Raw genomic sequence first — 26,716 nt, forward strand, 5'->3', positions numbered from 1 at the left:
GGCGCTGGGGTGAAGCTACTTGGGCATGAAATCTTTGTGGTCAGGCCACTGGCCCACAGGCAGGCTGGGAGTGGACTTGAGAATGAAAACCTTGCCGGAACTTCCGATGGCGAAACGGTTCCTGCCCGTGCGTGCAATCTCTCGCAGGAGGGGCCAGTTGCCGGATGAGCTGGAGTATTCGGAAGTGGAATTGGAAGCGGGCGGAGGACGTGCAAAAGTCAGGGTGATGCTGACTGAGCCGAAGCCGTCATAGGGGACTTCCTTGGAGTTTCCGTTGGGCGGACCGTCGGCTTTTTTGCTGCCTGCAACGATGACTTTGATATTGATGAATCCTTCCTGAATGGATTCTGTGAGACTGGTCTTCGGGGCGGCGGGTGCAAAAGTTCCGGCTGGGGCGGCAGGATCGTTGGTTTCGGTTTGCTTGCTGATCGTTTTGGCGGGTTCGACGGCATCGACCTCGATGGAAAGACCGCCAGAGAGGGCTGCCTTGATTCCCATGACGATTTCGAGTTTTTTGAAGAGATCTTCGACAGGACTGCGATCCAGGCACTGGTAGAGAGGCGAGCTGAACTGAGGGAGAGTCTGCATGTCCTTCTCCACTTTGGCCATCTCCTTGCAGGCCTGCTCGAAAGCAAACTTGGTCTCATAGCTTTCCGTGCGGAGGGTGAGCGGGAAACGCAGGGTCTGGTGCAGGCGGGTGCGAAGCTCCTGCTCGTAAGCGCGGAACACTTCGGAGATGAGAGGGGTGCCGCGGAATCTTTGCAGGTAAGCACAGATCTTTTCCTGCATGGCAGCGGCGGGATCGGCCGCCTTGTCCGGAGGATTGGCGGGCTTGGGGGCCTGAGAAGCGGTGGCGCTGTTGACGTATTCGGTGACCTCCTGGAGCTTTTGCGCGAGGTTTCCAAGAGTGTTTCCCAAGGACACGCCGACATCCTGGCTGTTGAGAGGTGCAAAGGCCGTCTGGTAAGCCGTGAAACGTTTGCTGGCGGCATTCCAGATGCTCTCGTGGTTTGTCTCATCACCGCCAGCGCCCTGGGTGCCGGCTATTCGCATTTTTTTGGCAAGGCTTTCCGCATGCTGCAGGCCGTCCGGAGGATCACGCATACCCTGCATGGCCTGAGTGATGGTTTTGGCGATGGTTTCCACAACATCCATGCCGAGGCGCGTCTGCATGCCCTGTGAACTGCCTGCGTCAGCGACACGACGATACTCCGTCATGGCCTCGAGGAGCGGGTTCATACCTTCGCTTTCAATAATGCTGCGCGGGCCTTGGGGCTGTTTCTCGGCCATTTCCAGCAGATGGTTTTCAGCACGCTTCAGATTTTCGATGGCGTTCCTGGTGCGTTCGGCGGCTTCCTGGCGGTTTTGGTCGTTCGAGGCGGCCTCGGCACGGGTTTTGCCAAAGATGAAATCCGCGCCTTTGGCGAGAGCGGATTCCGCCAGGTCATCCGGTTCACGCATCCACTGGCGGACCGACAGCTTCACTTCGGAAGAGTAAACATCGACGGTGCGTTTGGCGAGGTCTTTGGCCAGACGCTCGAGCACGGTCCTGGCAGGTCCGGGTTCTTCTGTAATCGTGACGCCCGCAGGGAAATCGAGCGGGATGCCTCCGGGAGGCGCAGGGTCTGTCACGTAAAGCAGAAGATCGAGGAACCAGTGCTCCCACTGGTCCTGGGTGACCTGGCCCTTTTCAGAGGCCAGCCAGGTTTCCAGCTCCACCAAACGTTTGTAAGCTTCAGAGAGCAGGAGCTGGGTTTCGGGGGTGGTCATGTTTCCCGGAGCCACATCCCAGAGGATGCGTTCACGTGCGGCGTCTAGCACCGGCTTCATCACAGCGCCTTCAAAGAGTGTGAGATAGGCCAGCTGGCGACGCTCCAAAAAGTCGCTCCATTCGGGGACAGGCTTGAACACCCAGGAGAAACTGATTTTTTGATGCACCCGGGCATGAATGAGGGCGAGCTCGTCAAGGGGATCGGCCGGCTGTTTGCTGGAGCTGGAGGAGACTTCGCGTTTGGCGAGGTACCAGCGGGGGCGGTCAGGCAGATTGTCCGAGTGATGAGAACTGCGGCCGATCACACGAAGGAATGTGCCGTTCTGCCAGGTGCCATTGGCGGAGGCCCACATGGCCTGGTCTTCTTTCAGGTTGTCCTCAATGCGGTTTTTCACCAACCACGCGAAACCCAGACCCAGGATCAGGATGGCGATCGTGGCGCCGTAGAAGGTGGTGAGGCGTTTGCGCAGGTGAGCGCCGACGTCAAACAGCTTGGTGACGAGGCCTTTTTCCGGGAAGATTTTTTCGAGGAAGAAGTCGCGCAGGAAGGCGGATTTTTTGCGCTCGAAGATGCCCTGCGGCAGCTGATTGAGCGAGACACCGAGGAGCTTTGCGAGCTCTGCGTCGAGCTGCGCGCCCTCCCGCACGGCGGTGGTGAAAAACACGCCGCGGAAGAAGGGAGGTTTGGCGGCCCAGAAGCCGGTCTGGAAAATGACGTCGAGGTAAAGCTTGATGCGCGGAGCCAGGGTGCGGATGAACTGGGGGAAAGCGTAGACAGCATCGACCTCATCCGCACGCCGGGTGTCAGGATTGGGAGGCACGGGGTCTGAAAGCAGCGCGAGGGCACGGCCCTGAAGCCGGCGCGAAATGGTGTCGATGGCCTGGAAAATAGTCTCCGAAGAAAACGGCTCCCCGAGTGGCGCTGGATTGGCCCAGCCCATCATCTGGCGTTCGTATTTTGACTGGCCTTCCATGTCAAAAAATTCGCGAAAGCCGGGCATGCGGTCGCTCTTGCTGATCATGAGATAGATCGGGAAGCGGACATCAAGCGCCTTTTGAATCATGGCCAGCTGGGCAGCGATGACGCGAGCCTTCTGCTCAGCGACCGGAGGCGGATCGGAGAGGAGACTGTCCGTGGGGATGGTGAGGATCATCCCATTGATGGGGCATGAGGGGCGGTTGTCCCGGAGGAGCTTGAGAAAGCTCTCGAAGCGCGCTGAAGCCTCGGGCTGCATGAGCATGGCGCCTGCAGTGTCGAGGATGATGGCCTGATTGGTGAACCACCAGTCCATGGAGTAGGTACCGCCGGTACCCTGGAGAGTGTCGTGCAATGATTCGGGGAAGCGCAGTTCACTGCGGCGGATGGCCTCGGTCTTGCCGCAGCCAGGCTCCCCGACGATCACGTACCAAGGCAGCGAGTAGAGATCCCGGCCATGCTCGTGAAAGATCTGGATGCCCCTGAGAAACTTCTTTCGCAAATCATCCTGCCGGGCGATCTCCGCAGGATCGGAGAGATTGTCATCCCAGCCTGAAGCAGAATTGCTCAAGGCCTCTTCGAATCCCTCGCCCTGAGCCTGCTGTTCTTTTTTGGCTTTGCGCGCACGAATGCCCAGGATCACAAGGCCGATGACCGTCATCACGCTGATGGCAGCGACGGCCCAGTAGGTGCCGTCTCCCTGATATTTGTCTCCGATAAAATAGGCGATGCCGGAGATGGAGCCTGCTAGCAGCAGGCTGAAGATGGAGGTCAATGGGGAAGGCAGAGCATCGTAAAGCCAGCTGGTGCCCTGGCTTGCGGTGTACACTTCCATTTCCGGCCGTTGAGGCTTGGGAACATTGGGTTTCCGAGTTTTTTTCGGCATGAGAGTGGTCGGTTTCAGGGGTTATTTCAGCCGAGACTGACTCCATGGCACGCCTTGATGGGACTCGTTTATCTCCCGCAGGTGCTGCTGGGTTTCGAGCTGTTCCACGAGGTTGTTTGCCAGCAGAACGTACAGGGGAAGACCGGCCAGAAGGAGACCGCAGACGCCGGCAAGGAGAAGGGATTTTTTGAGCTCGGGCGGGCGGATGAAATCGCGGCCGTCGGTGTATTGATAGGTCTGCGGCATGAGGCGCTCTTCGGAGTCCTCCGCCAGCCAGGGGCGGATGGAAGGTGTGATCTGGCGCATGTAATCCTGCAGACGTGGCAGTTCGTTGAAGTAACGCCCCTGGAAGCCAAGGCCAATGCAGACGTAATAAACCAGCAAACGCTCGGCGACCGCTTTGGAAGGGGTCTGCTTGAGCTCTATGTCGAGGTGGTTCAAGAAGAAGGCGTCGTCCCCCGCGAGGCCGTCTTTGACAAAGCCAAGGCGCTCCATCTGCCAGCGCTCGCGGAAGGCGAGGTGCTTGTTCTGGCTGATGATGTCATCAATGAAGTAGTTCACCGGCGTCTTGAGCTGGCGGACGTGCTCCATGAGGTGGGGATCTTCGGCGGCGCGCTTGTCGATCGCAGCAAGCAACGAGGTCACTTTGGAACGGACCTCGCCGTAGGAAAGCTGTGCACCACCGCGTGCCAGGCGGTTTACCTGGCAGAGATACTGGAGGAGCGGATCGTAAAGCTGGAGGGCGATCATGGCTGCAGAGTGGGAGGAGCCTGCGGAAAGAGAGTCAGCCTTCCCCGGCGGGAAGTGTGGCGTATAGGGCGATGCGGAATTTGGTGTAGTCCGCCGATTCAAACTTCACGATGCCTTCAGGCTCGCGTTTGAAGAAGTCCCAGATGCGGTCGCTGTCCAAGGCATTGATGCGGAAGAAGAAGCGGCCGGCCTTTTGAGGCAGGTCGGCATGGGCCACTCGCTCCTCCTGAAGGATCAGGCCGCGCAAGGCGCGCGGGCCAAAGCTGGCAGGCATGAGCTTGAAGTGATCGGGATCTTCCACCAGGCGGCCAAGAGAGGTGGGGTCGAGGCTGCTGCATTCGATGCCAAGATAGTAACCGGTGGCATTTTGAAAGAAGTCAGGGCGGAGATCTCCCACAAACCAGCGCTTCTGGGTGTCGAAGTGGAAGTCGATCTTGCGATGACGAACCTTGGTGATGGCTCCGAGGAAGCTGCGAATCTTAAGATCAAGATCCGCGAAAGGAGGCCAGGGCGAGTCATGATCATAAGGCAGGGGATCGTCGAGACCGCGCGCGGGATAAAGGGAGGAGAGTTCCGCGAGGAGATCGCGCAGAGCGAGGTAAACCTCGAAAGGGGGCACCCGACCGCCGCAGCCGCCGATGTATTCATCGATCAAGGAAGGGAGCAGCGCGGCGGAGCGTGACAAGCAACGCAGGCGGCTGAGCTGCTCAAACTGCCCGCCCTGCAACAGGCGCAGGTCAAGCTGAGCAGCGGCGAGCTGGGTGGCAAGCTGCTCCCGGGTGGCGCAAATCTGGCTGGTGAGATCGCGCACGAGCTGGAAGATGGGCGGGCTGCTGCACAGCAGCAGGGAGGCGGGGACGAAAGCAGGATCGGAGCGGGGATGGCCGGCGGACTCGCCCGCCACCTGGCGCACAATCTTCAGCAAGGGGAGAAACTGGACATCCTGTCTGGAAGCTTCGTCGGTGGAGATCGTCAGCAGGCCGTTGAGTTTGCGCACTTGAACCGGCTGAGGGTTTTTGCCGGTGTTTTCATCACAGATTTCCTGCTCATCGACCTTGTAGAGCACCATGTCCTGTTTGCCGGAGCGGGAGTCCTGATAGTCGATGGTATTGCGACCGCTGGCATGCCAGAGCGGCAGGGATAGACCGACGGTGATGCCGGTGACGTTGCCTTCGAAGGCATTGCGAATGTCCAGAGCAGGAAGTGCGGCGTCTTCCGGAAAGCGGAAAAGGAGGCCGTCCGGCATGGCGACATGAAGCTTGTCGAATTTGACGCGATGGGCCGCGAGATCATCCTGGGCCAGGCTGGCTTCAATGACGCCGTAGGAAAAGGCCATGGAATAACGCCGTTCCCCCCAAACATTGAGGAGCATGGACCTTTGCAAAGTCTGAAGGTGGTGGGGCTGCAGGAAAAGGCCTTCGTGCCAGTGAACTTGGAAGGACATGGTAAGAGAAAAAGAAAAAGGGATGGGTGGGGAGCTTGAGAGGAGGGATCAGCCACGCTGTGCCGCGTGGTAGAAAGTTTCAGCGGCGTCCACCACCTGCTGCAGCAGGCGGTGTTCGATTTCGTTCGGTGTGAGAGAGTCGCCGAGCTGTCGGTAGCGGTTCCAGAGGTCTTCCGGGGAGGGTGGGCGGCCGCCGCGGGATTTGCGTACTTCCTGAACGACGGTGTCTGGATCCAGGTAACGTGAGAGGCTGGTGGAGAAAGCCTGGCTGCCCTGGCCCAGACCACTGAGAATGGCAATGAACAGCCGGGTGGCTGAAGTTTGATCGCGCAGTGCCGCAGCGAGGGCGGAGGCGCTTTCCGGGCGAGTGAGGCTCTCACGCAAAAGCTCGAGAATGGGGCGCCGAATGTTGGAGGAGGGCTGGATACGTTTGTCTCCCTGGAGGTTCTGCCAGGCATCCCAGACGGTGTTGAGCATGTCTCCGAGGAAGCCCACGTGCTTGGTGAGCGCCGCCAGAAGGCCCAAGACTTCAACAAGGTCGAGCGGATCGTTTTGCGCCGCAGGAGGCATTTTTAATTCCGATCTGATGATGGCCATCTTGAGGTCCGCCACATCCTCCCGCTCTGGATCCAGCTTGACGTATTTGCTGGTTTTGGAGGCTGGGGCGCCGCTGGGCTGTGAACTCACCTTCGGAGCATCTGAAGCGGCGGACTCTGGCACGATGCCGCCGTCTGCCAGTTCCTCGAGCACGACCTGCCGGGTGGAGTCCGGAAGGTCCGCCCATTTTTCAGCTAAAATGCGCGCCAGCCGAATCGGGTGCACATCCTCGGGTTGCTCGCCAGGAACGAGACCCGTGGTTGGCGGAGGATTAGGCGGTCTGCGGATGGCCATGAGTCGGAGCTGGAGTGCTAAAGATTAGCGTTCGCCGCCATGACGACGGTTGAAGTCCTTTTTGAACATGTCTGCCAGAACCTGCTCCGTCTTGCTGATCTCGATGGTGCCGATGTAGATCTCCACCACGCGGTTGCCGGCTTCCTTGCTGGAAATGATGTCGGTGGGGCCGTAGTCGCCGCAGAGATCGGCGCTGCGCTTGATTTCGCCCTGCAGGAGGGCATTGACGGCCTGGGCGCGCTGCTGGCTGAGCTTCACGTTCCGGGCATGGCTGCCTGTGGTGGAGGCATATCCCACGATCAGAATCTGGCAGTCCTTGTCATCCAGCAGCTTGGCGATGTCCGGCTTGCGCAATATTTGTTTCAACTCGGAGGACTCGGAAGAGGAAAGGGTGGTTTTGTTGACACCAAATTCCACGGTCTTCACGAGGCGCGCCTCTTTGAGGCGGCCGACAATTTCGCGCAACAACGCCTTGTCCGAGTCGGTGAAATGGTTGTTGGCTTTTTCAATGCGCTCCATGAGGAAAGTGCGCATGCCGTCGTTTTTCTCCGGGGGTGGCGGAGGAGGGAAAGGTTGTGGAGGAACCGGCCCAGGCGGTGTGGGCCCGGGAACAGGAATGGGCGGCGTCGGTACAGGGCCGGGCCCGGGGCCGGGGCCGGGAGGAGGCTCCGGCGGAGGCAGCGGTTGCAAAACAGGGGCCTTTTTGACCTGAAGGGTGTAAATCTTTTTCTCTTCGCGGCCTGATTTGGTGGCGGCGATGAATTCGGCCTGGAACGTGCCGCCTTTGGCAGGCGTGCCGGTGATCTGCCACACATCTCTCGAGCCTTCGAGTTCGTGTACTTCGAGGCCGTTCAAGGCTTCGCCCACCCAGCGAAGCTGCAGCGAGGCTGCGCCATTGACGACCTTGGTGTAGTGGGACTTGTTGATAGGGGTGTTTTCCTCCATCGGAGGCTGGGTGAAGAGCCATTCAAGCTTCTTCTCTTTCACCTCGATGTTGATTTCCACCGGGAGTGATTTCCGGCTGCCGCGGGACGCATGCAGAGAGACGGGGTAACTGCCGCCCGCTTTGGGGAGGCCCACGAGGAAATAGCGCAGCCCGGAGGGAGTCTGTTCGGAGTCGGTGAACTCAACTCCTTGGGGGAGACGAATATTCTCAAAATCCAGTTCTCCATCGACCACCAAAATGCTGACTTCTGGAAGCTCCTGACCCTCTTGAACTTCAACCGATGTTTCGCTTACACGAATTTCGGGAACTTTGAGGAAGCCGACCAGCCAGAAGATGCCGAGAGCGAGCACGACGACGCCGGCGGCGATGGCGATGTAAAGTTTGTTCTTAGATGGGGTTTTTTCCGCAGGCTCTTCGGATGGGGCGGATTTGTTGTATTTTTCCCAGCCATCACTGTCTCCGCCGGAGGCCCAGGATGCCGGCGTAGGAGCAGCGGAGGCGGGAGCGGACCAATCAAAAGAAGCACTGCTGGTGCTGCTGGGCGGGACCCGGTCGAAGATGGCAGATTCGACTTCCGGGACAACGCCGCTCTCCATGTCGAAGGAGCTGAAATCATCCGCGGGAGGAGCGCCTGCAGCAGGTTTGCCCTTGAGGGCGATCATGGCTGCCTCACGAGAGGGGAAGGCTTCAAATTTGTCTGTGATGCTGGACTCCTCCATGAGACGCCAGACATCGGCGTTCATGGACGCAAGCACGAGGCGGCGTTGCGACTGCTGGAAAGTCTGGTTGAGCTCCAGCAAATGCTTCAGACCGCGGGCATCCATCTGCGGCACCATGGCGAAATCCAGGATCAAGGGCAGGTTCTTGTCCGCAGAAGTACGAATAGTGGTGACTAAATCTGCCCCCGAAATGCTATCCAAAGGGCCGTTAAGGGAGGCTACCTGAAGACCGTTGACAGACTGGAGTGTGGCAGGCATGAAAAAAACCGAGCATATAAGGGAATGATGGGCTTTGCGTCAAGTGCGCCTTACGTGATGAAATCAAGACATCGGCAAATTATGGGAGAAGTTCTGGAGGAAAACGATTTAGAACTGGCAAGCTCATCACTGCGGATTAAATGACGGAGCAGCTGCTCGTAAAACGCGAAAACCGGCCCTCGATGGTTTCTTCCTACTTCCATTTTTCCAACGACTACGGGATCACCTTCCCGAGCATGGGGGCGGATGTCCGCGAAGAGGGGTACTTTTTCCGGCGATTCCGGGGACTGGTGTATCCATGGAACAAGGAGAACTCCAGCATCATCGGGCGAGGCGGATCCGGAGTGATTCACATTGTGCGAGATGAGGTGATGGACCGGATCGTGGCGCTGAAGCTGCCGAACGAGTCGATCCTGGATGAGCCGCAGGTGCGCAGCGAAGTGCTGAATGAGGCAAGCCAGGCGCTGGAACTCACGCACCCGAACATCGTGCGCATTTTTGACTTCCATGACCAGGACGGGCGGTGGGGGATCTCAATGCAGTATGTGCGTGGCAAGAGCCTGGACAAATGGCGCGAAAAACTCGCGCCGTACCAGATGAGCGGAACGGCGCTGTTTGACGTGGAGCAAATCAAGCCGTGGATCCTTCAGCTGTGCGACGCACTCAGCTACGCGCATGAGGAAGTGGGGATCGTGCACTGTGACATCAAGCCGCCCAACCTGCTGCTTGAGAGGTGGTTTGACACCAAGCTGAGGCACACGCGGGAAAGGCTGCTGCTTACCGATTTCGGCATCACGCAAAAACTGCGGGATTTCACAACGCGCACGCAGCGCCACCGGGTGGGCGGCAGTTCGTCCGGAGGAGGCAGTGGCGGCAGTGGCGGAGACGAGGGCGGGGCGGCCGGAACGCTGGCCTACATGTCTCCCCAGCAGCTTGCCGGGAAGGAAGGAGCGGTTTCGGATGACATCTATGCGGTGGGCATGACGATCTACGAAATGCTCACGGGCAAGCCGGCCTTTTATCAGGGAGATGCCAAGGTGGTGCAGCACCAGATCGAAAGCGTGGTGCCGCCCAGCATGATGGAGCGCCGCCGGCAGCGCAGCGTGATGTCCGCCAATCCGATCCCGGATCTGTGGGAGCAGGTCACGGCGCAATGTCTGCACAAAGACCCTGCGAAGAGACCTTCAAGCATCCGGGAACTTGCGCGGCTGCTGGGGCTGACCACAGGAAACGCGGCCGGTCTCAGCCTGGAAGAGCAGAGCAGGCTGCAGAAGGAAGCGGACGGACTCAAAAACCAGGTGGAGGAGCAGGATGTCAAAATCATCACCCTGGCCCACCGCGTGGAGGAACTGGAAACCAAGGCCAGCGGCAAAGTGGAGGAGTCTGCGCTGGTGGAGGCGCGGCAGCAGATAGAAGAATACCGCATCAGCCTCAACCATCGCGAGGCCGAGCTGCGCGAGTATGACGAAAAGATCCAGGACCTCGAGGAAGAGAAGTTGCAGATGCAGGAGCGGCTCGAAGTGCTTGAGCAGGCGCATCTCGAAGCGGCATCCAGCGGAGACACGGAACGCCAGCAGCTGATCTCACGCCTTCAGCAGGCGCAGGAACAGATGCAAAGTCTGCAAAAAGAAAGGGATGCCGCACAGAACGCGCACCGGCAGAGCGAGGAAGGGCTGCAAGCGCTGCGCCGGCAGGTGGAGGCTGAAAATAAAAAGACAAGCGAGGCGCTGAACCAGGCCAAGACCGCCGAAGCGCGGGTGAAGCAAGCGCAGGAGAAAGCGGAGCAGACAAAGCAAGCATTGCAGACAGCGCAGGAGGAGGCGGTAAACAAAGCGCGCCAGTCCGCCGCCGCCGAGGTGGAAAAAGCAAAGAAAGCCGCAGCTGAGGCGGAAGAAAAGGCGCGCAAGGCAGCGAGCGAAGCCGAGAAGACCCAGGCGCAGCTCAAGGAACTGTCCGTTCATACGGCGGGGCCGTTGCGGCCTGTCATCATGGTTTTGATTTCGTGCATAGCCGTGGGTTTGATTTTAGGGGCGCTGGCGGGCACCTTCATGGGCGGAAGCAGCGCGGCAGACACCTCGGCTTCTGGCGATGCAGTTAAGGCTCTCTATGCGCAGGCGGCCGATGGAGCGGTGCTCATCACCAAACGCCATGTTCAGGCGTGGCTGCGGCAGATAAGACTCGAAGACAAGGACCTTGGCGAGGCGTTTGCGGCGCTGCCGGCAGATGCCCCTGCCACCGGCATGAGCTATCTGGAAGCCACGGCCTTCTGTGACTGGCTGACACTTGCCGCCTGCGCAGATCCTGCCCGCGAGTGGTTTGATCTTCCTTCCATCAAAGAGCTGCCTGCTTCCAATTCATCTGCCGGAAAGGTGGAACGCGAATGGACCAGGGACGAAGCAGACGGTGGCAAGGCCGTTCGCGAAATGCAGATTTTTTCTGCTGGCCCGCCCGCCAGTGCACCCCGCACGCTCAAAGCACCAGACCTTGGCTTCCGAGTGGTTCTGCGCCATCATTGACCCCTTTCGCCCTTCACCCTGGTCATGGATCTCTCATACGAAGAAGCAGTGAGTCAGCTCAAGCTGGGGCGTGCCGAGAGGCGGCTGCATACGACGGTGCCCAGCGCCGTGTCTGTGATGGTGAAGCGGGATGACGGCCAGCGCTGCGTGGTGAAATTTCGCTCGGGCGACCAGGTGGGCCACATGCCTCATCTCACAAGCTGGCTCACCGAAACGCAGCACACGCGCCGAACACGGCGCGGTGAGGTGGAAGAAGAGGATGACATCAATCCGGTGGAGGCTTTGCTGGAAGAATTCAGCCGCCAGGACGAGGCATCCTGCAAGGCGGAGGGGCGCTACATCGTCCCGGTGGAAAGGACCGGCTTTATCGAAGACACGGCGTGGTGTGTGCGGGAGTGGCACGAGCACAGTCTGCAGCAGCTTATCGACGGCAAGGTGCGCCCGCGGGATTCGGACGATCTGTTTCATCTGGTGAACAACGTGTGGACGGCGCTGTGCTTCCTGCATCAGCAGAAGCTCAACCAGCCGCATGGCAACCTCAAGCCCTCGAACGTTCTGATCGACCAAGGTGCCGACGGGATTTGGCAGCATGTGCTGACGGACATGCAGTATCGCTCAGAGACCGAGTATACGGAGATCAAAAAGCAGGACATGCAGGCGCTCGGCATGCTGATTGCGCAGTATTGTGAATCCCGTTCGGAATTCAGGGACTGGGAGGAAGCCGACTCTCATGTCAGCCGGGCGCGGTGGGAATTTCTGGGGGAAAAAGAAGCCGAGTGGAAAAAGCTCTGCCGCCTGCTGCTCACTCCGCAGCATTATCCGCATGATTATGATGCTGAGGCCGACCGGCACACGCTGCTGCGGCCGTTGCGGCCCCAGGGATTTCGAATGGATGTGGTGCCGCCGCCGGTTCAGGCATCCACCAAGGTGCGTTCGGGCCTCGTCGCCGACCGCATGCGCCAGGTCAAACGGCAGATCGAAGGCGGGCAGTGGCTCGCGGCCATCGAGGAGCTTTGCCGTCTCGAGGATCAATGCAGTGGCGGTGGTGAGAATGCGAGCCAGCGGTCTGACGTGCTGACATTGCTCAACCTCGCGATCGAAATTGTGCCTCCGATTGACTCGGAGCCCCATGTGCTTGGCATTTTGCAAAAGGCAGCGCAGCATGACAGCGGGCGCGCCTGCTGCCGGCTGGGAGAACATTACCGCAAGACGGATTCGAACGCTGCGAGGCGCCAGTTTGTGCGTGCCGCGGAACTCGGCCATGTGAGGGGCTTCGTGCTTCTGGGGGAAATGTATTTGAACGGAGCGCCGGGCCTGCAGCCCGACCTGCATTCAGCGGCGCAAAATTTCGAGGATGCCATCCGGCTCAGCGATCTTGCCGAGGCCAAATTTCACCTGGCGAAGCTGATTTTGCGTGGAGAGACGCTGCACCGCATCGAAAAGGCAGGCGACTACCTGCAAGCGGCCACGGAGGCGCGCATTCCCGGGGCCGCAGGATTGCTGGGACTGTGCTATGCCACGGGCCAATCCGTGGCCGCTGACCTGAACCGTGCCTACAAACTCTTTCAGCAAGCCTGGCAGGAGTCTGAAGAAGCCGGGAACCCAGATCTCAACGCGCTGAACAATCTGGCGGTGTGCGTGGCCAACGGCTATGGGGTGCCGAATGCCGACATTCTGCGCGCGCTGCGGCACTTCGAAAAAGCCGCCGAAGGTGGCTGCAGAGGAGCTCTGCGCAATCTGGAACGCATGCCGCGGCGGATCTACCTCAGCGCCTGAGCCGTGAGGCGCGGGAGGTCAGCGCACCAGCAGCCACTCCTGGCCAAACATCCACCATGCATCGATGGTGGCGGAGAGGCCTGCGGATTCATTGAGCAGAATGACCGGTGTCTCTCCCGTGGCGGGATCAAGCAGGCGGGCGAGTTTTCCATTTCCTGCGAGCTCCAAGGCCAGTGGGCCTTCTGGCAAAGGCTGCAGCTCCCAGGTGGGCTGGTTCAAAAGAGGGGGGAAACCAAGTGCCGCGTCCAGTTCATCGCTGCCAAGATAGTAGGCGGCCTGCACGGCGTTCCGGCGGATTTTGAATATCTCCTCCCAGCCGCCAAACTTTAACGTGTGGTGAAGCTTGCGAAGCTCTCCGGTGATGACGCGCTGAGTGCCATCATGGGCAACGAGAACAGAGCCGCGTGACCAAGGGCATACGGGCCATGGCGGGGGCAGGGCGAGCGCGGAAGAGATGCGGACGCTTTTGTCCGGCTGCTCCCGGGGAGCCTGGACCACCCACTGGAGATTCTCCTCCTGCCCTGGGAGGGCCAGCAGTGGAACCTCGGGAGACTCGGGCTCGATCATAGCGGCGGCTGCATGCGTGTGCGCGGGGTCTGAATGCTCGTGCCCATGAGGAGGGGAAGGTTTCCAAGTGATCTCGCCAATGTCTGTGATGTTTCGCACCGTATCCCGCGCAGCTTTGTGACGCAGTCTGGCTGAGAAAGAGGCACGGGCGGGGAAGGGGGCGTCTTTTTTGCCTGCACTGAGAAGGATGTCCACGTGGTTGACTCCCTGGAACAACCATTCGTTGATGGCGAGGTCAAACTCATGAGCCTGGCCGCTGATATCTCTCAGGATGGTCACATCATTGATGCGGATCTCCAGATGGCACTGGGCTGCTGCGCCGCAGAGACGAAAGATGGGGCGGTCGGAGGGATGGAGGAGAAGTTGCATCAGTTCACTGCCACGAGTTCAGGATCAGTCGCACCAAGGGACCTCGGCGGGAGCTTCGAGAGTGGCATCCGCAGGCCAGGAGCGAGCAGGCACCAGCATGCAGCCTTCCGGAGATTTCTCCGCGCTTTCGCCTCCTTGAAGCGCTTTGCTGTGATGGCGGAAAACGCAGCCTGGCCTGCGCTTTTCCAGGCGGGAGATGCTGAGGCCGCTGAACTCAAAAGCGACCGTGGGAGGGTGTTCACGGGGATCGTTGAGCGGGGCTTCGGCGGCTGCTTTGCAGGTGGCATGAAAGCCCGCCTGGAGGGTGGTGTCCGCAGAGCCGCCCTGGTGAATGACGAAGCTGTCGTAGTCCCGAATGGAACGTGCTTCCAGGCCAAGGCGCACGCTGCCGCTGGCGCGGCCCACCGTGGTAGTGCGCATCTGAGGGCGCCGGGCTTCCACGCCGGCGCGCAGGCTGATCTGGCCGTCCGCCACAAGCCAGAGTCCGAGCTCCTGGGCGATTTCTTCGGCCCGGATGACATCGAGTGCTGCGAGAAGGGGCCTGATGATGGGCTTTTTGTCCATCTGCTCCAGCCAGGGACCCAGCAGGCTCATCTCACCGCTGGCACCGATGAGGGGGGCGGCCTGTACTCTCATGCCCAGCGCATGGCCGAGGAGGCCATTTCCTTCCTGCTCAAACAGCTGCGCCTCCAAAGCGATGCTGAGGCGAGGCCAGGGCTCAAACCGAAACTCCTCCATGCGGGTGAGCCGAGGATTGTCGAGGCCGGCGTGGCGTGCGGCGGGCCGCAGGGCCGTGAACGCGGCGGCGGAACGTGCCAGCACATCGAGACCGTCGATCCATTTGCTGAGGGCCCTGGCCTGGGATTTATCCTGCAGCAGCCACCGCCTGTCGTTATAACTGCATGCCAGATCCCCTTCAAAACGCATCTCGTAGCCCGAGTTTGCCTCAAGATTGGGACGGGTGGTGATGTTCAACTCGCCGCGCCAGCGCACGTCTGGAAAGGTAGCGATGGTGGCCTTGATCTGGGAGGCCGGGCAGCGCGGGAGGGAGAGTTTCCACAGCTGCGCTGGCAGATGGGGCATCTTGAAGGGGTGCAGCAGCGAGATGAGGTTCTCATCCAGAGATTCTATCTGCGCGGCATCCAGGATGGCAGGAGCGCTCCATGTCCAGGCTTTCTGCGGCACTTCGCGGGTGCAGCCGCCGCTGCCTTCCAAAACCAGGTGGCTGGGCGTGCCCGGCGGGCACTGCGCAGGACCACTGGCGGTGATGACCACTTCTGCCACACCATCTCCATCATGCCTGGAAAGCAGCTGAAGCATCGGCGGAGGAATTTCAGCCGCCATGACGACGGATTGAAAATTATGGGGTGGTTCGAAGGGGCTCTCGTTAGGCTTCCGTCCATGCAGTGGCAGATCCAGAGAATAGCCGCGCTCAAACGAACGGCAGGCGATGGTGACGCGGGTGCGGCCGCAGCAGCCGGGTGTGGCGGATTCGGCGCGCTGCACCGCATCGCTGACGGGCTGCATGTCTGAAAAACTGCCTTCCAGTCGTGCGGGGTCGAATTCGAAAGTCTGGATCCCAGCCATGTGTTACTGAGGTTTTTTTCCGGGAGGCGGGGCTTGTTTGCCGGCGATCTCTTCGAGCTGCTGGAGCTTTTTGTCCGCATCCAGACCTGCATGGAGGAGAATGCGCTCGGCAGCGGGGTGCTTGCCTGATGAGTAGAAGTCCTCCCCGAGTGCGAGTCCCACCTCGATGAAGCGAACGGCGCCGGTTTCCGAAATGATGCCGAAGCTTTCGGCGGCTATCACCTGGCGGCGGATCAGAGCATCCAGGGCTTCCTCATCCAGATGGGTGACCCATTCAGCACGTTTTTTGCGGAGATAACCGCGCACACGCTTCACATAAGCGGCGCGTACTTTCTCATGAAAAACCTGGACCTGGTCGAGGCGGATTTCGATCATAGTTTAAACGGGAATTCAGGCTTCAGCGGCGGGTGCGGTTTCCAGGGCATGCTCGTCCCGATGAGGGGTGCCATCGATCATTTTGTCCGTGAGCAGGGCGGTTCCATCCGAGTTTTCACAACCATAGAAGACAGGCAGGCTGAACAAGTGCTGGTGCTGGGGAAGGTCGCAGGTGGGAAAGAAGGCGCGCCAGACACGGGGATCGTAGAAGCGGAAGAAGACAATGCGGCCGTCAGGCAGCCTGACCTGTGCGAGCTCGCGCAGATGACCGAGAAGATCTTCCAGTTCTGTGCCTGCAGGGGCGGAGATCCAAATACCCCACTTGGCGCCCCAGCCTGGACCCGTAAGCCAGTCCACCGTGGGAGAGTCCCGCTCCACATGGGCGAGGTAGGTGGCGCGGGTTATCTCCTCCGGCTCCTCATTTGGCGGTGGAATGAGGGGGGCGTATTCGACCTCCTCGTCGTCCAGGAAATCGGGCAGCTGGCGCACCATGGCACCGTCCAGCAGGGCAAACACTTCGCGCTGCGGTTCGTCGTCCTCTCCTGTGAAGAGCAGGTCGCTTAGTTTCTCCTTTCCGGCTTTGCTGAGCATGGCGACAGGCTGGCTGTTTCGTTGGGGTGGAAGGCGGACTTTCACTTGGAGTAGAAAGGTGCGCCGCTGATGGCCGCGAGGTCATGAACGGTTTGTTTTTTCCAGGTCTCCGGTTTGGAGGCGTGGCCCATGCCTTTGGACTTCTCCACTTTGCCCGCCTTTGAGTCGTCCGCCATGGCGGCCTTTTTGGGCGGGTCGAGCGGTTTTTTGGCCACGGCCTTCTTGGAACCGGCGGCTCCGCCTGAATTGATAAGGACCATGGCGCCCTGAATGGTGACACCCGACGGGCCAATGCTGATAAAGCCTCCCGCGCCCTTCAAGGTGATGTTCATGGACTCCACCACCACGCTCATGCCGGAGACGATGGAGGTGGCCATGCCGGTGTTGATTTCGGTGTCCGTCCCGGCCTCGATGCGCACATCCTGCCCGGCGGTGACCTGCCAGGCATTGGCAATCTTGCTCAAATCATTTCCGCCCACATCCTGGTGATGATCTTTGGCGATTTTTTCTTTGTGTGCGCCGCCGATTTCCTGGTGCAGATCTTTGCCCACTTTTTCGAGCTGGTCCGCGCCGACGATCAAATGCTGGCTGGCAGCGGTGTATTCTTTGCGCACGTTCTTGATGCGCACGTCCATGTCCTTCTGCCCGTGCATGAAGATCTGCTCCTTGCCCTTGGCGTCCTCGAAGCGCAGTTCATTGTAGCCGCCGCCGCCTTTGGTGGAGTTTGATTTCCACACGGTGCGGGATTTGTCTGCCGGAAGATTGTAGGGGGGCTTGTTTTCGCCGTTGTAAACCCGGCCGGTGACCAGGGGCTGATCGGGATCTCCATTGAGAAACTCCACCACCACTTCCTGGCCCACGCGGGGCAGGCTCATGAAGCCATAGCCACCACCGGCGGATGGGTGGCTGACGCGCACCCACTTGGAGGATTTGTCATCGGCCTTGCTCCTGCGGTCCCAGTAAAAGTGAAGCTTTACGCGGCCGTGTTCATCGCAGTGGATTTCTTCTCCGGCCTGCCCGACCACCAGGGCGGTCTGCGGGCCGCGGATGAGGGGCTTCGGAGAAATACGCGCAGGGCGGAACACCAGATTGTCCGGGATGGCGGTGAAGTGGCACTCGAACTTGTCGCCACTGCCGCCGCCCGTGCCGTAGCTGTCCACACTGATGGTCAGCACGGTGGAGGTGACGACGTAGCCGCGCTCCTGATCTTTTCTTTCGGCGCGGGTGAGCTGAAATTTGTTGCCGCAGGCCATGCTCCGCGCGGTGCAGAGGGCGTCGATGCTTTCGTAGCCTGACTGCGCCTCCTCCAGCCTCACTTTGGCGAGGTCATTGCCGTCGCCGTTTTCGCGGTAGATGCCGGGGTATTCGAAGTGCTCAAACTTGGCCGCTGCATGCTTTTTCTCCTTGGCCAGCTTTGAGCGAAGGTCTTGCTTGGGCTTTTTGAAATTGTAGTCGTTCATGGCGAACGCACCGGTGCTCACCGTTTTTTGCACGCGCAGGTCATAGAGGTAGCCGTCTTCCAGCACGCCGGCGCGCGGACGCCATTCGATCTTGGGCAGGTCCGGGTGCGGCTGGTGCTTGGACATGTCATCTGTCATCACCAGAGTGTGCTTGCCGTTTTCGTGCTTCCACCAGTAGTAGATGCCCTCATGCTCCATGAGGCGGCTGACGAAGTTCAGTGCGGTCTCGTTGTACTGGACGCAAAACACCTTCGGCTTGTAGCTGGCGGAGAGCTGGAATTCGTAATCGGTGAAGCCGAAGTCGGTGAAGACGGACTTGAGAATGTCCTTCACCGGCTTGTCCTGAAAGATGCGGCAGTCGCTGCTGCGTGAGAGCATCCACATCCAGGGCACCATTTGCGCATGGTAGACGCCTGCATTTTCCTCATAGCCCAGAAAGGAAAGGGAGGCGATGTAGCCATTGAAGTAGCGGGTCTTTCCCTTGTCAGTCTGAAGGCGGACCGTGACGTTGGTGCCCACGAGTTTGTCGCCATCCACGTCTTTGTTTGGGTCCAGGAGAACGAGATGGTAGTCAAAAAGTCTGCCCAGCTCCTCGCGCCCGCTCATCGACTTCAGCAGCAGAGCGTCCGGTCCCAGAACGGTGTCGATGGCTGCGTGGCGATATTTTGCAGTCGGGGTGCTCATGAGGGGGGTGGGAAGCTGCGATAGGAGGGATGCGCTGAATCAAGCGCCAACAAGTAGCTTTTTTTTGCAGGGTTAAAATAGGGAATTAAATTTTTCCTTCATTGAAGACACTCTCAACGAGGAAAAGACGGCGGCCGGATGCCGAGCCTGCAGCATGACCTATTTCTAGGATGAACCTTGCCCGGAATGCGTAAGCGGCGGGTGAAACAGATTTTTCTCAAGGCGTCATCGGATTCGGTCAGGACCATTGGAGTCGTTCAGCAAAGAGTTATTGGGGTGTTGACGGCAAAATACCACCCATACATGATGCTAGTAGAGCAGACGTGGGCGCTGCAAGTAATCTTTTTAATCATGGGCACCTCTTACGATCACGTCCCTTACCCGTGTAACGCATATCCGCAGACACACCCCGGGCACCTGCAAACGATTGCTTTTCTGCGCGGCCTGCAGTCTGCGCCGGCTGAGAGGTGCCGCTATCTGGAAATTGGTTGCGGTGACGGAGGAAATCTCACTCCACTGGCCTACACGCTGCCTGGCAGCACTTTTTTGGGGATCGATCTGGCGGCCAGCAGCATTGAGACGGCAACCCGCCACGCGGGGGCCATGGGCCTGCCCAATGTGGAGTATCAGGCGCTGGATTTGATGGCGCTGGATCCCAAGTCCATGGGACAATGGGATTACATCGTGGCCCATGGTTTTTTCTCCTGGGTGCCGGAGGAGGTGCGGGTGCGGCTGCTGGACCTGTGCCAGGAAATGCTCTCTCCCTCTGGCGTGGCCTTCATCAGCTACAATGCCTATCCCGGCTGCCATATCCGCCAGATGGCGCGGGAGATGATGCGCTACCACACGGAAACCGCGCCTGACCCCGATGCGAAAGTCAAGCAGGCGCGGGCGCTTATGAAGTTTCTGGCCCAGAGCCACGGCGTGGATGATGAATATGGACTCCTGCTGCGCGCGGAGGCGGAGCGCGTGCTGAACTATGTGCCGAACCACTTCTACCACGACGACCTCGCGGACCTGAACCAGCCCTTCTACCTGCATGAGTTTGCCGACCTGGCAGTGCAGCATGGTTTGCAGTATCTGGGAGATGCCGACTACGCGTCCATGTTTGCTACGCGCTACCCTGGAGAGGTGCGCCAGACGCTGGCCAGCCTGGGAGACGATCCCATCCGGCAGGATCAGTATCTCGATTTCATCAAGTGCAGACGGTTCAGGCAGACCCTGCTTTGTCGGAAGGATGTTGCGCTTCATTCTGCCGCTCCGTTGGAGGTCATGCGGGAGCTTTATTTCTCATCCTCCGCCAAGCCTGCCGCGGATGACGCCGACCTTCTCGATGACAGCCTGGTGTCCTTTGAGGGGGAGGCGGGCCTCAAGGGAGAGACAAACACGCCGGTCGCGAAGCTCGCGCTGGCGTGGCTCGGCCACCAGTGGCCCCGCCGCGTTCACTTCCAGGAACTGCTCTCCACCCTCACCGGCCCCCTGGGTGGCGAGCCAGAGGCGGACAAACTTGCCGCCGTGCTGCGCGAATTCGTCGAAATGGGAGCCGTCGAAGCCCACCTGCAGCCCGTCTGCTTCGCCACCACCCTCAGCGAGCGCCCCCGCGCCAGTGCCTGGGCGCTGTATCAGCTGCAATTCGGCGGCGGCATCACCACGCTTCGTCATCAGACGATACACATTCGAGACTCGTTTGGGTTGTGGCTGCTGGGGCAGCTGGATGGAACGAAGACGGTGGAGGGTATTGCTCACGCCATGGCGAGCACGGTGAAGCCGGATGCGGAGGGGAGGCTCGATTTCGACAAGGAACGCTTTGAAGCCCGGGCCCTCGTTCACGAAGGAGTGCAAAAGTTCCTTCAACTCGGCCTTCTCGTTGTCAACCGATGACCGCCCCATCTCACTGGCCACGATGTCATCACCATCGGCCGGGCCCATGTTCCAGTTTGGCAAAGGCGATCATGCTCGGCGGGCACGGCATTAGCTTCTTCTTGATCGGCAAATTGGTTAAGTTGCACTTGAACCCAAACCATGCAGCTGAAGTTATCCTATGAGGGGGGCATCAAAATGTCGTCCATTGCGCTGGCCCCGTTTCCCCCGCAACTTAAAGTGTTGCGACGATGTGTTTGCCATACGTGGTGATCAGTTCGAACTGCCCGTTCACGCGCTTTTTCGTGACTTCGTTCTCTGTGGATTCATAGACTTCCCCCGAAAGGATGCCGAGCCTGCGGCTAAGGCAGTCAGACACCCACGCCTTGGAGGCAGTTTTGGCGCGTTCAGTCACCGCGATGCGGATGACGTCGTATTGCGTGGTGGGTTTGTCCTTCTCGAGTTTCTCCTTCACCGCATCCCAAGCTTTGGAGAGGCTTCCCTGCTGAACGCAGAGATCAAAGAGTGCGGCATAGCTCCGGAACTCGATGCTTGAGAGTAGAAAGGGGACAGCGGCCCGCAGCTTGGTGATGCAGCTCACAACGGCGGGGTGATACTTCGCAGCCGCTTCTTCCCGCTGGATCTTGTTGAAGTCCTCGACGCTGCCGATGGCGTTAAAGGCTGCCGTCCAAGCTGCCTTATGATTTTTGATCACGTTGGCAGCCCACTTCATCTGATCAGTCTTGCTGCCGGAATCAAGGGCGGCACTGAGCGTGGCGTAGTCGGCGTCCGTGCCAAAGCAACCGGCAAACGCCGTGGCATTCTGATCCTTCATTTTTTTGAGCAGAGGCCCCAGCGTGTTGCTGCCAAAGTTCCATTGAATCAGCCCAAAGGAGGTCCCTTGGCCATCAAAATTTCCAGCCAGCGCCTTGTAATTCATCGACTTTCCGCCTTCAAACACGGTGGTGATGCAAAGGGCGTATTCCTGCGCTTGCGAGAGCCAAAGAAATTCGGTCATCCTTTCTGTGGAGCCGTCCGGCAGGCACATCTGCTGGGCCACGACATTGGATGATTTGAGGGGCCGCGACAGCTTGTTGGGCAGCGCGAAGTTGCGTCCAAACAGCATTTGAATCAATGGATCAGCATAGTCATTCACGCCCAACGGCCCGGGTGTGTCGCCCACACGACTGCGGATGTTAGGATCACCTTGATCATTGACTCCAACTGGGCCGCAGCTGGAGGCGGGCATGAGAGAGTAGCTTTTCTGCGGGTTAAGCGGACCGCATTGGTAGGAGGTGGCCATGTGAAATAGAAAACGATTTCAAGGGTGACTAATATGCCATAGGCACTCAAACGCCGGCTCTCCTCACGGTTTACTCGATAAATCGGCTGGCATCTCACCTGTGTGCAATCCATCAGATGACCTGACGTAATAATGAGACGAAAATTCAATCCTTACTGGCAGAATAGAACCGTGACAGCAGTAGGCTACTTTTTTAGATTCCACACACTTTTGCAAATTCTGGATTTAAGTGGCTATAAAAGCGATGTGTAGGGGATGGCACGAACCAATTAAAATCACGTTGAAAATCCTTGAGCATACTCTTTTGATAGTTCCTATCCTTATTGAACCAAAGATTTAAAATTTTAGTATAGTTCGAACTGAAAAATTCTATTTTTTGATCCAGTTCAGCACCTTCAAAAGGATGACTGTACTTAAATCGAGAAAAAGGTTTGTTGGGTGGCGAGTTAATTCCATAATATTTAGGATCTTTCTTCTCTACCTCAAATGGCTTGCCACTTTCGGCGTCTAGAACAACTAACCAATTAGGGGGATAAATTTCATAATATTCATGTGGCGGCGGCAAGTTCATGGCATGATAAAAAATTAACACCGATTTGCCTATATTTGGGTGATTATGTGGTATTGGCCAGCTCGATAGAAGTTCCGCCGCTACTTTCGCTCGAATAACGGAATTTCCTTCAACTATCTCATTCAACTCTGCAACGGATTTCATATTGGAGGGTGGAGAGGGTATTTCGTTTCGGTCATTCGTGAGTAAGGCCATTTCAATGCCTCCTCAAAGGTTGCAGCACTGACTGCCTTGGGCGTCCCATCCCCTGTATCGTTAATGAGCAGGCTTGAGATTTTACCCGATTTTGGATCGCGGATAACTCCGGTAACACGGACGGCGTGTCCCAAAGGCTTCGGACTCTTAGCAGCCTGCCCGCCCCATACTTTACGAGTGTCATAACCAACAACTACACCTTTTCCTTCGTCAAGTGCCTTTGCAATATCATCCAAAGACGGTTTTGATTTCGATATAGTTTCGATTCCAACAGCTTCAAAAATTTTAGATTCATCGGTAGTTCCATTGCAATCCACATACGCTTTGCTTTTTGTGCCTATCTCTGCCATCTGGTCTTCCGATGGCGGATTTGCCGGTTTCACAAGGCATTTTTGCCCAACGATAGTTGCTTCTGCAAGAACGCTTCGAACCGACATTAACGCGCAGCTATCTTTTTTCTTTTGTTGGGGAGAGGTTGATTTAGAGAAGTCCGCACGTTTTTGGTGCTCTGCGTTTTTTCGTTCTATTTCGGCCTCCTGAGAATTAGTCTTGTCTGCGTTTGCACCATTAGAACGATTTGAAAAAGGTGTTACAAATGCTCCTTTAATTTTTTCTATCGTGTTCTCAACAAATTGGAACAACCCGGCAGTAGCACCGCTATCGGAATCAGGCTCCTGTAGAGAGCTCAAGACGGGCGGAGGAGAGGATTGAGAAACGGCCCCGCCACTCCCCACCTCCCCAATCAACACCGTCGGGAAACCCAGCACAATCACTCCGCCGTGCACGGTCGGGTCACCCATGCGGGCGGCCATTTTGTTGCCGATGAAGACGGTGGGGCTGCCCATGGCGATGGAGTCGGGTGGGCCGACGCAGACGCACATGTCGCCTACTGTGGCGGCGGGCATCATGCCGATGAGAACGGTGGGCACGCAGGGGCCGCTGATGGGGCCGCCGACATGGGGAATGGGTGGCAGGCCCGGTGTCACCATCGGGCAGGTGTGCATATCGGTGAGACGTGCGGCCGGTTTTCCCATGAGATGATTATGCTGTGCAGAAGGTGCGGGGATTGGCAGTCTCCCTAAACAAGTGTTTGAGCATGTCAGACACAAGCGGACACGTCAAGAGGCGAAGCGCTGCTGGTGAGGAGATTCGAGCGGGGACGGGGGTGAGTGCTTCTTGTGGTGAAGATTTTCAGGATGCACTCCAGGGTTTTCTGGTGCTGTATGGCGGAATTGCTCCGAATTGCACGCTTTCTGCGTCAGGGCTCGTTTCTTTGTTTTTTTGCATGCCGCCTGGCAATCACCATCCTACCAACCGCAACCCGGCCGCACAACAGGCGGCGGCGGGGGATGTCACGATCATTGTGGACAAGAAGTCCAAGGCCTGGCAGCCGCCGGCGCCTCAGGATCTGGCGCGTATGCTCCACCAGTATGAGGTGGACATGCTGCTGGGCCGCGGGGGCATGGGGGCGGTTTACAAAGGACGCCATAAGACGCTGGACCGGGTGGTGGCGATCAAGATTTTGCCGCCGGAGGTGGACGGCAGGGACCGGAGCTATGCGGAACGGTTTAAGAACGAAGCACGGGCCATGGCGCGGCTGAGCCACCCGAACATCGTCACGGTGTATGACTTTGGCGAAACCTCGGACGGGCTGCTGTATTTTGTGATGGAGTTTGTGGAGGGGCTGGATGTGCACCGCATGCTCAAGGAGCAGGGGAAGCTGCACTGTGATCATGTGAAGAACATCATCTCCCAGGTCTTTGACGCGCTGGACTACGCGCATGGAAAGATGATCATCCACCGCGACATCAAGCCGGCCAACATCATGGTGGGCTATGATGGCAGGGTAAAGGTGGCGGACTTCGGGCTGGCAAAGATCTCCCAGGGCAGTGATGTTTTTCAGACGCAGGGAAATGCGCTGCTGGGAACGCTGCACTACATGGCGCCCGAATCCCTCGTGCTGGGCACCACGGTGGACCACCGTGCGGACATCTATGCGCTGGGGGTGATGCTCTACCAAATGCTCACCGGAAAGCTGCCGCAGGGCATGTTTGAAATGCCGTCGAGAAAAATTCCCGGGATTGATCCGAAGTTCGACAACATCATCATTCAGGCGCTGAGGGAGGACCGTGAGGACCGCTATCAAAGCGTGGCCAGGATGCGCATGGATCTGGAGGAGATCATCGCGCCACAACTGACCCAAACGACGCAAACGCGGCGCTCACGATCTGCCAACCGCTTTGGACGGTACAAGATCGTGACTGATGACGATGGCCGGCCTGTGCTGCTGGGCAGCGGGTCTGCCGGAAAAACATACAAAGCCATCCACTCCCTGCTGGGCACCACCGTGGCGCTAAAGGTCATCCATGAAGCGCTGGCCTATGATGCGGAAGTGAGGCAGAGGTTTCTCAATGAGGCCAAGGCGATCGCCAAGCTTAAACACCCGCACATTGCCCAGCTAGTGGACTGCGATGAGGAAGATGACGCCCTCTTCTGCGCGATGGAATACTGCGATGGAGGGGATCTGGAGAGACTGGTGATGAAGTCCGGACCGCTGCCGGAGGAAACGGTGCTGCTGTTTGGCCGGCAGGTGGCCAAGGCGCTGTCGTTTGTGCATGGAGAGAATTTTCTGCATCGGGACCTGAAACCGTCCAATCTGATGCTGGCGATGGTGCCGGGAACGACCTCGGCAAACATCAAGCTGATCGATTTTGGTCTGGTGAAAGCACTGGGGCAAACATCCGGCCTCACACGCAAAGGCCAGTTCCGCGGCACGCTGCTGTATACGAGTCCAGAACAGCTGCGTGAAGAGGAGCTCGATGAGAGAACGGATGTGTTTTCTCTGGGCATGACGCTGTGGTTTCTGCTGCTGGGCAGGCTGCCGCTGGAAAACAACTCCATGGAGATCACGCAGCGAAGGCTTTCGGGTAAAAGCCACGCGGACATGCTGCCGAAAACGATTCATCCCGCCGTCCGTGCGCTGCTGACGCAGATGCTCCAGCCGGATGCGCAGCGCCGTGCCCGCAACATGCAGGTGGTGCTGGCGGGCATGGACGAGTGCCTGAACATGCTCCGGCGCACCGGCCCTTCCCACACACGCAGGCGGCAGCCGTCGGGAATTCCGGCCAACGGTGCTGAAAACAATGTCCCACCGAAGCAGGATTCGCCGACGATCCGTGAGGTGGGCGAATATCATCCGGTGGATGTGACTTCCACACACGTTTACCAGCCCCAGGACGACGCGCTCAACACGATGGAGCAGACTCCGAGGAAGGAGGAGCCGAAGGAGGCAAAGGTGGCGGCTTCGGCTGGCACACGCCGGGCCACAGCGCCTGTGCTGCAGCGGATCCAAACGATGCTGCGGGATAAATTCGAGCTTCTTGAGGAGTTTGAAGGCATTCACCCGGACATCGGCTGCACGCATGCCGCGCGGAGAAACTCCACAGGGGACAGGGTGCAGATCACCGTGCTGCACCCAGAGGTGGCTAATGACCAGCCTGCCATCAAAAGGATGGGGAACCTGCTGGAGAAAGCCGTGCCATTGAAGGGTTCTTTTCTGGTTCAGCCGCTGACGATGATCCGGTTTTTGGATCTCACTGTTCTTGTGGAGGAGTTCGTGGTCGGGCCACGCCTGCTTTCGGTGCTGCGCTTCAGGCAGAAGATCCCTCTGATGGAGGCGCAGGTTCTCCTCCGGCAGATTGCTGAAGCTTGTGATCTTGCGGCTGCGAATGGCATTCTGGCGCTTAATCTCGCGCCGCATCATGTGACGATTCAGTTTGCGAAGATGCCGGAAGAGAAGGCGCTCAAAAAGCTGCTGTCCATGCCGCTGGGACAGTGGCCGCAGTTTACCGCTAAAATTTGCATGAGCTATGCCGAGCCGGAAGAACACGCACAGATTGTCTGGCAGTTTGCGCGGCTGGCATATCAGATACTTAGTGGCATGCCACCACCATCTGCCACCGCACGCAGCGCCTATGCTGCAGTCAACGGCCTCACAGAAGAGGGGAACCGCATGATGGCCAGAGTGGTTACCCGTGAAGTGGCGGCGAACGGATGCACGGCCTTTTTAAACAGCCTGCTGCAGGCGGAGTCCATGCACTGAAGGCCGCAATTCGCGCTCCCTTAGTTCTTTTTTGCGAGACATGGGGCGATTTTGACATAAGACCTTCCTAGGTCCGCGTGCCCCGGCAGCTGGTTGCGGGGCGACATCGGACCTTATGC

General features: G+C 58.6%; 16 protein-coding genes and 1 pseudogene. 4 read left to right on the top strand and 13 right to left on the bottom strand.

Going from position 1 to position 26,716, the window contains the following annotated elements; translation table 11 throughout:
- Window positions 1-15: 15 nt before the first annotated feature.
- From ACILSO_RS03230 to ACILSO_RS03250, 5 genes are read right to left on the bottom strand one after another with little or no spacing between them, the layout of a single operon-like run.
- Window positions 16-3,633, bottom strand: coding sequence for a type VI secretion protein IcmF/TssM N-terminal domain-containing protein (locus ACILSO_RS03230; RefSeq protein ID WP_395735927.1), 3,618 nt, complete (start codon window positions 3,631-3,633; stop codon window positions 16-18).
- A gap of 21 nt (window positions 3,634-3,654) precedes the next feature.
- Entirely contained in the window at window positions 3,655-4,383 is a 729-nt protein-coding gene (locus ACILSO_RS03235; protein ID WP_395735928.1) for a DotU family type IV/VI secretion system protein, read from the bottom strand.
- A gap of 34 nt (window positions 4,384-4,417) precedes the next feature.
- Window positions 4,418-5,827, bottom strand: a complete 1,410-nt coding sequence (tssK, locus tag ACILSO_RS03240) for a type VI secretion system baseplate subunit TssK (protein WP_395735929.1) — start codon at window positions 5,825-5,827, stop codon at window positions 4,418-4,420.
- 48 nt (window positions 5,828-5,875) lie between these two features.
- Window positions 5,876-6,718: a hypothetical protein gene (locus tag ACILSO_RS03245; RefSeq protein ID WP_395735930.1), complete on the bottom strand. Its 843-nt coding sequence runs from the start codon at window positions 6,716-6,718 to the stop codon at window positions 5,876-5,878.
- A gap of 24 nt (window positions 6,719-6,742) precedes the next feature.
- A complete protein-coding gene (locus tag ACILSO_RS03250) occupies window positions 6,743-8,641 on the bottom strand; it encodes an STAS domain-containing protein (protein ID WP_395735931.1) in 1,899 nt (632 codons plus the stop codon).
- Between the two features lie 140 nt (window positions 8,642-8,781).
- On the opposite strand from ACILSO_RS03250, the gene ACILSO_RS03255 reads away from it, so the two are divergent.
- A complete protein-coding gene (locus tag ACILSO_RS03255; RefSeq protein ID WP_395735932.1) occupies window positions 8,782-11,157 on the top strand; it encodes a protein kinase domain-containing protein in 2,376 nt (791 codons plus the stop codon).
- Between the two features lie 24 nt (window positions 11,158-11,181).
- The gene (locus ACILSO_RS03260) at window positions 11,182-12,933 is read left to right on the top strand and encodes a Sel1-like repeat-containing protein kinase family protein (protein WP_395735933.1); all 1,752 of its coding nucleotides are present in this window, start codon (window positions 11,182-11,184) and stop codon (window positions 12,931-12,933) included.
- 18 nt (window positions 12,934-12,951) lie between these two features.
- On the opposite strand, the gene ACILSO_RS03265 is transcribed toward ACILSO_RS03260, so the two are convergent.
- Genes ACILSO_RS03265 through ACILSO_RS03285 form a run of 5 tightly spaced genes read right to left on the bottom strand, consistent with a single transcriptional unit; the run spans window position 12,952 to window position 18,566 of the window.
- A complete protein-coding gene (locus tag ACILSO_RS03265; RefSeq protein WP_395735934.1) occupies window positions 12,952-13,869 on the bottom strand; it encodes a hypothetical protein in 918 nt (305 codons plus the stop codon).
- Window positions 13,870-13,893: 24 nt separating this feature from the next.
- Window positions 13,894-15,456, bottom strand: coding sequence for a hypothetical protein (locus ACILSO_RS03270; protein WP_395735935.1), 1,563 nt, complete (start codon window positions 15,454-15,456; stop codon window positions 13,894-13,896).
- A gap of 3 nt (window positions 15,457-15,459) precedes the next feature.
- The gene (locus ACILSO_RS03275) at window positions 15,460-15,831 is read right to left on the bottom strand and encodes a hypothetical protein (RefSeq protein ID WP_395735936.1); all 372 of its coding nucleotides are present in this window, start codon (window positions 15,829-15,831) and stop codon (window positions 15,460-15,462) included.
- 15 nt (window positions 15,832-15,846) lie between these two features.
- Window positions 15,847-16,422, bottom strand: coding sequence for a DUF4123 domain-containing protein (locus ACILSO_RS03280; protein WP_395735937.1), 576 nt, complete (start codon window positions 16,420-16,422; stop codon window positions 15,847-15,849).
- A gap of 41 nt (window positions 16,423-16,463) precedes the next feature.
- Window positions 16,464-18,566: a type VI secretion system Vgr family protein gene (locus ACILSO_RS03285; RefSeq protein ID WP_395735938.1), complete on the bottom strand. Its 2,103-nt coding sequence runs from the start codon at window positions 18,564-18,566 to the stop codon at window positions 16,464-16,466.
- Window positions 18,567-18,917: 351 nt separating this feature from the next.
- Here ACILSO_RS03285 and ACILSO_RS03290 point away from each other — a divergent pair, with 351 nt between their 5' ends.
- Window positions 18,918-20,447 (top strand): methyltransferase regulatory domain-containing protein, encoded by a 1,530-nt coding sequence (locus ACILSO_RS03290; protein WP_395735939.1) that lies wholly within the window; start codon window positions 18,918-18,920, stop codon window positions 20,445-20,447.
- Between the two features lie 214 nt (window positions 20,448-20,661).
- On the opposite strand, the gene ACILSO_RS03295 is transcribed toward ACILSO_RS03290, so the two are convergent.
- The 3 genes and pseudogenes from ACILSO_RS03295 to ACILSO_RS03305 form a co-directional block, all read right to left on the bottom strand.
- On the bottom strand, window positions 20,662-21,729 hold the full coding sequence (locus ACILSO_RS03295) for a hypothetical protein (RefSeq protein ID WP_395735940.1): 1,068 nt from the start codon (window positions 21,727-21,729) through the stop codon (window positions 20,662-20,664).
- 193 nt (window positions 21,730-21,922) lie between these two features.
- Window positions 21,923-22,444, bottom strand: a complete 522-nt coding sequence (locus ACILSO_RS03300) for a hypothetical protein (RefSeq protein ID WP_395735941.1) — start codon at window positions 22,442-22,444, stop codon at window positions 21,923-21,925.
- 788 nt (window positions 22,445-23,232) lie between these two features.
- Window positions 23,233-23,529: pseudogene (locus ACILSO_RS03305) on the bottom strand (PAAR domain-containing protein); the annotation flags it as partial.
- 251 nt (window positions 23,530-23,780) lie between these two features.
- Here ACILSO_RS03305 and ACILSO_RS03310 point away from each other — a divergent pair.
- The gene (locus tag ACILSO_RS03310) at window positions 23,781-26,597 is read left to right on the top strand and encodes a protein kinase domain-containing protein (RefSeq protein WP_395735942.1); all 2,817 of its coding nucleotides are present in this window, start codon (window positions 23,781-23,783) and stop codon (window positions 26,595-26,597) included.
- Window positions 26,598-26,716 lie beyond the last annotated feature (119 nt).

It is taken from the genome of Prosthecobacter sp. (genome assembly GCF_044226605.1).
Classification (GTDB): domain Bacteria; phylum Verrucomicrobiota; class Verrucomicrobiia; order Verrucomicrobiales; family Verrucomicrobiaceae; genus Prosthecobacter.